This is a genomic window from Moorena sp. SIO4E2, assembly GCF_010671945.1.
In the GTDB taxonomy this organism is placed as follows: domain Bacteria; phylum Cyanobacteriota; class Cyanobacteriia; order Cyanobacteriales; family Coleofasciculaceae; genus Moorena; species Moorena producens.
The window spans coordinates 9,204-14,436 of record NZ_JAAHIE010000150.1 but is presented as its reverse complement, the minus strand read 5'-3'; the positions used below and the strand labels follow the sequence as shown (position 1 = coordinate 14,436).

Genomic DNA, 5,233 nt, shown 5'->3' with positions numbered 1-5,233 from the left:
CTACCGTCTACATTCAAGACTACAAAGAAATCTGGCCCGCGAAAGTCCCGGTTTCGTGCTTGTTCACTACTGAAGTAAACAAACATATTGCCCCCAACAAAGTAATCGTCTCGGTCAGCTAAAGCAACGCGCAGTGACCGGATCAGGGCGTTCATGGCTATGCGGTGGCGGTCACTCTCCAAAGGTTCTCCATCATCAAAGATTAAATCCGTTGGTGGCATGGGGGGCTCCCAATCCATACTATCGGTTGCAGTTGGCGATACTGCTTCGGTCTTGGTTATGCTGTTGACACTCCCCGTCCTACAAGGACGAGGATTCTTTCTTCCCAGGGATTCCAATGAACTTGCCCTCAGAAAGCATCTTGACCGTGTGCCCCACGGCTGCAAGTCCGCGTATAGCGATTATTTGAGCAGCTGCCACATCTCTGTCGGTTGTGTAGCCACAATGTTCGCAATGATGTATGCGCTCAGCTAAGGTCTTTTTGCCAGTTTCAGTTAAACAATTGGGACAAATTTGGCTAGTCTTTTTAGAATCTACTTTTTGAAAATAGACACCACGATGGGCGCAACACTGCTCTAATATCTTAAAAAACTGTCCCCATCCCGCATCTAGACAGTGCTTTCCTAGCATTCCCTTAGCCAATCCTTTGAGATTTAGATCTTCAACAAAGATCATCCCAGCCCAATCGCAAAGATTATGAGCTAATTTCCAGTAATAATTTTTTCTAATGTTAACGATTCGTTCGTGTAGCTTGCTGACTTTTGCTTGTGCCTTACAACGGTTGCTACTTCCTTTACGCTTTCTGCTTACCCTCTTTTGCAGCAATTTAAGCTTGCGTTCGAGACCCTTGAAAGGACGTGGATTAGGAAATAACCTCCCGTTACTAACAGCAGCAAAATGTGAAATTCCCACATCAATGCCCAAGGGTTCCCCATGAGGCATAATCTGAGGAACATCAACATCCCATTGCAAAGTCAACATCACATACCAGCCAGTAGCACGTCTGACCACTCTGGCTTGTTTAACTACAGCATCAGAAGGTATTTCCCGTGATTGCCGCATCTTTACCCAGCCAATTTTGGGCAATTTAATTTTTCCAGATTCAACTGGTTTGACTCCTAGTTGTGGAAAAACAAAAGATCGCATTTGTCCCTGCTTCTTAAAGCGAGGAAAGCCATGACCTTGTTCCCACATACTAACAAAAGCTTTTTCTAGCCTTTTGAGCGTTTGTTGTAAGACATGAACTTGAACAGCTCTAAGCTCTTCAATAGCTTTTCTGGCAGCGGTTAACCCACGGCATTGACTGGCATAAGTAGGACGGGTTTGCTCTGCTGGAATGATGTATTCACTACGAACAGAGCAAGCATTAACCTGACAACTACGAGATTTATACCAATCCTTCCTTTCTGCTAGTGCATAGTTATAGACTTTGCGACACTGTTCAAGCCAGTTTTCAAACAAAGATACTTGCTTAGCGGTAGGTTTTAATTTGAACTCGTAGGTTAGATTGAACACTTTACTTGCCTCCTTAATTCAAGGATATCACATTCTTGAATTAACGCCCATCCTTAATTCAAACATAAAATATTTTTAAAGCCGCCCTAAAAGGGCGGGGCTTGAAACCCAATATTTTTGGTCATTTTGTCAACTTCTATGGCTTGCTCCAACACCATGATAGTCCAAGATAGTTTGATGGCTGGCTCATGGGTTCGCGTAGCGGCTCGTACCGAGCATCGCGTAGCGTGACCGTAGGTAAATCCCATTTACTATGATGCTCTAATCATTGTCAGTGCTAGGGTTTTGAGCATAAACCATTAACCCTCAAGCTTTGTCATCGAATAATAATCAACCAATGCTCTAGAAGTTAAACTGGGTTCGGAGCAGTCCAACTCCAATGGTGTCATTTTCATCATTGTGTTCTGGATCGATAATCACCAAAACACCAGGAGTGATAAAGATTCTATCAGTCAGTGGGTAGCGATAAGACAGTTCAAGATGGTATGATACATCGCGATCGCGACGACCAGCAACATCATTACTAGCTAGTCTTGGAGGCATGCCAACAATTAGATTCAACTGGCTGCCTAATTTTCCGATGTCTGGGAAAGCGGCGGTAACTGCCCAGCTCCAAATATCTGCTTCTGATCCGCTTGACACATCGAAACCATTGTTATTGTTAATGCTTGAGGATTCTGCGATCGCATTGCTATAACCAACCCAACCGCCTAGGGTAAAGCGATCGCTAAATCGATAGCTAGTCGATACACCTAAGCTATTTGATGAGGTTGCTGTATTTGAGCCAAAGGGAGATTGAGCGAATTGGCTACCGAGAAACGATGCAGTATTGGCTGTTTGAGGAGAGTAGTACCGGACATAGGTCAAGGCCATACCAAAACGATCAGAGGGAGTAAGGGTGACCTGAGCCAAAGCACCAAAGGCACCATTGAACAGTCCAAAGTCTGAATTAGAGGCAGAACCAGTATAATAGGCTGCTCCAGTAGCAATCACGTCATTGAATTGATAGTATATCCCAGCACCAGCACCAAAACCCAAGTCGTAGATGTAATTATTGAATCCAAAACTGGAAATGGAAAATGCTGGATTGAGGGCGGGAATCAAAGCAGTTGCTCCCTGACCTGCTGCTGCTATAGATACCAGACCTTTATTACCTAGGGGAAACCGATAGAACAGCTGGTTTAATTTAACATCATTGCCGGTATTAGTGGCAAAACCAAACTTGGTCATGGCTGTACCGGTGAAACCAGTGCTAAAATTACTGGTATTCCCTGCCCGAAGTCTAGTGCGCAAAAGGTCTCGACCGGTGAAACTGGTGTCGAAGTTGAGAATTGCCCGGCCTCCCAACAGAGTATTAGTATCATCAAAATCTTCTGTTGGGCTTTGACCAGAAGGAACTGCTTTTTTCCCGCCAAAGCCAGTAGCTAGAGCAATATCTACACTCCCACGCAAGATACTAGTAGTAGAGAACTGATGGTCTTCGAGGAAAGTCACTCGCCCTTCCAAGTTATCGACCCGAGCCTGTACAGTAGCTAATTCACCACTGAACTCTTCTTGTAGCCTTTGCATTGCTGCTAAATCAGCTTCGGTTACCAAGTTGGCTGTTTTACCAATAATCATGGCATTCACCCGATTTAGGCAAAAATTCAAGCCAAAAGCAAACTCGTAGCGAGTCAGGGCACGGTTACCGCGATAGGTGTCATCCTCGTAACCAGTCAGGCATCTATAGCGCTTCAACAAAGACTGTAGTGCTTCGTAAGCCCAATCCGTAGGTTGGACATCAGACAGTTCATAAACTGGTGTTACCCGCTCCATTGGTCCATTACTCAACGGGTCTGTCACACCTAAGTTTTGGGATATATCTAAACTATTATCTGGACTATTATCTAGACTATTGGAGTTAGTCTGGGTAGATGGCATGTCTAATAGTTTAGAAATCGGTGCTACCTGACCCATAGACGGATTACTCACAGTGTCTGCCATCTCTAGGTCTGGCGGTGACTCCAGACTAGTCAAGCTAGCTGTCGATATCCCATAATTAGGAATAGACGTAGTAGTCTTAAACTCCAGTTCATCGTGGAATTGGTCGGTTAACTGAGGAGTTTTTGGGGGAGTTTTTAAGTACTCTCGCGCTATATATTTCGGTCTGGGATTAAGATCTGACCTATCTGGTGATGGTTTAGGGTCTATGGCAGTCAAGGTTTCTGGTTCGCTATCAGCCATAGCGGGGGTAATGGTTACCAAATGGACACCAAGTACTATCGGTGTCAGTGGTAATCCACCGCAAAATTTTTTCACAACTCTCCTCACACAACAAAAATAAAAGGTATAGCGCTACGCGCAATGGCATTGGCAAGAGGCAAAAGGCAAAAGTTAACTACAAGAGCTTTTCAGCTTTTATCTATGTCAAACACCTTAATGCGTAGTGCTATAAAAGCTCGAAGGCTATACCACACCGATAACAGCGATACACCGATACCAAAGTACTTTTGACTTTTGTCCTTCTATGGAACAACCCTGATGTTGTTATTCACAGCTTCGATGGCTCGATTAGCAACATCTTCGGGTATCCGAGTGTACTGTAGATCTTCGTTCAAGTCTTGACCCTCAGTCAGAATCCAATTTATCAGGTCTTTAACCCCTTGGGCTAGTTCTGGTTTAGGATACTTTTCGTAGAGAAACAGCCAAGTTATACCTACAATTGGATAACCCTGTTCTGGGTCATCTATATTTTCGATGGTGAAGTCCTCATTGAACTGCACATTGCCTAGGGCTTTATTGGCTTGATCAACGGTAGGCTTGACGTAGCGACCAGCTCGGTTTTCCAGCCTGGCCATCGGTAGGTTAAGCTGTTTAGCATAACTCGCCGGTACATAGCCAATGGCACCGTCAATTCGCCTAACTTCGCTAGCTACTGCTGCATTTCCCGGAACACTAGAGAAGACCTTAAAGCCCCAATTAGGTCTTTTACTTGCTCGGATTCTGCCATTAGTAATTTCGTTCAAATATTTAGTAAAAATAAAGCTAGTGCCGCTACTGCCTGAGTGGACAACTACTTGGATTTTCCGGTTTGGCAGGCGGGAGTTAACCTGCTTCCAATTAGAAATCTGACCTGAAAAAATTTTACCGAGAGTGTCTCGGGATAGCTTAACATCGGTGGTTATTCCTTGAAGATTATAAACGACAGCCAAAGACCCCCCAGCCGTTGGTACCATCAACAAACCCCGTTTCATTGAGTTTCTCTCTACAGGAGTTGGAATCACATTGCTCGCTCCGAAGTCAACGGACTGATTCAGAAATCGTCTAATCCCACCACCACTGCCAATGGCACTGTATTTGAACTTTACATCTGTTTGTTCTTTTTGTTTTTCTTCTTGGTATTCTCTAAAGTAACGGCGATAAAGGGGTTCAGGAAATGTAGCTCCCGCGCCAGTGAAGGATTGAGCGATCGCACCACTGATAGAACCAAAGCCAACGGTTAGGGTTACTGCTGTTGCTGTTAAAACCTTTTGCCAAAAAAATTGATAGCCAATCATTAATGTATCCTTAATTTATTCGTAAGTATTCAGCCGTCAGCCGTTGGCCTTTGGCCACGCTACTTGAGGTGCCGTCAGCCGTCAGCCGTGAACTTATTTTATTAAAAAGCACCTCGATTAGCACCATCTGTAGCGCATAAAATGTTGGCCTAGCCTGATCTACGGCCAATAGCTGATAGCTG

General features: G+C 44.4%; 4 protein-coding genes and 1 pseudogene. All 5 read right to left on the bottom strand.

Annotated features, from left to right (window positions below; all coding sequences use genetic code 11):
* Positions 1-239, bottom strand: a pseudogene (locus tag F6K37_RS16985) (Uma2 family endonuclease); the annotation flags it as partial.
* A 61-nt stretch (positions 240-300) separates the two neighbouring features.
* Positions 301-1,515 carry an RNA-guided endonuclease InsQ/TnpB family protein gene (locus F6K37_RS16980; RefSeq protein WP_008177657.1) on the bottom strand — a complete coding sequence of 405 codons (1,215 nt, stop codon included), beginning with the start codon at positions 1,513-1,515 and terminating at the stop codon, positions 301-303.
* A gap of 86 nt (positions 1,516-1,601) precedes the next feature.
* Positions 1,602-1,763: a hypothetical protein gene (locus tag F6K37_RS16975; protein WP_008177656.1), complete on the bottom strand. Its 162-nt coding sequence runs from the start codon at positions 1,761-1,763 to the stop codon at positions 1,602-1,604.
* A gap of 94 nt (positions 1,764-1,857) precedes the next feature.
* On the bottom strand, positions 1,858-3,813 hold the full coding sequence (locus F6K37_RS16970) for an iron uptake porin (RefSeq protein ID WP_287251308.1): 1,956 nt from the start codon (positions 3,811-3,813) through the stop codon (positions 1,858-1,860).
* A 206-nt stretch (positions 3,814-4,019) separates the two neighbouring features.
* Positions 4,020-5,051, bottom strand: a complete 1,032-nt coding sequence (pstS, locus tag F6K37_RS16965) for a phosphate ABC transporter substrate-binding protein PstS (RefSeq protein WP_287251307.1) — start codon at positions 5,049-5,051, stop codon at positions 4,020-4,022.
* Positions 5,052-5,233: the final 182 nt, after the last annotated feature.

What these genes read in the sequence shown, in the direction of transcription:
- F6K37_RS16975 (WP_008177656.1), bottom strand. Translation starts at nt 1,763, where the DNA reads ATGGGATTTACCTACGGTCACGCTACGCGATGCTCGGTACGAGCCGCT.
- pstS (WP_287251307.1), bottom strand. Translation starts at nt 5,051, where the DNA reads ATGATTGGCTATCAATTTTTTTGGCAAAAGGTTTTAACAGCAACAGCA.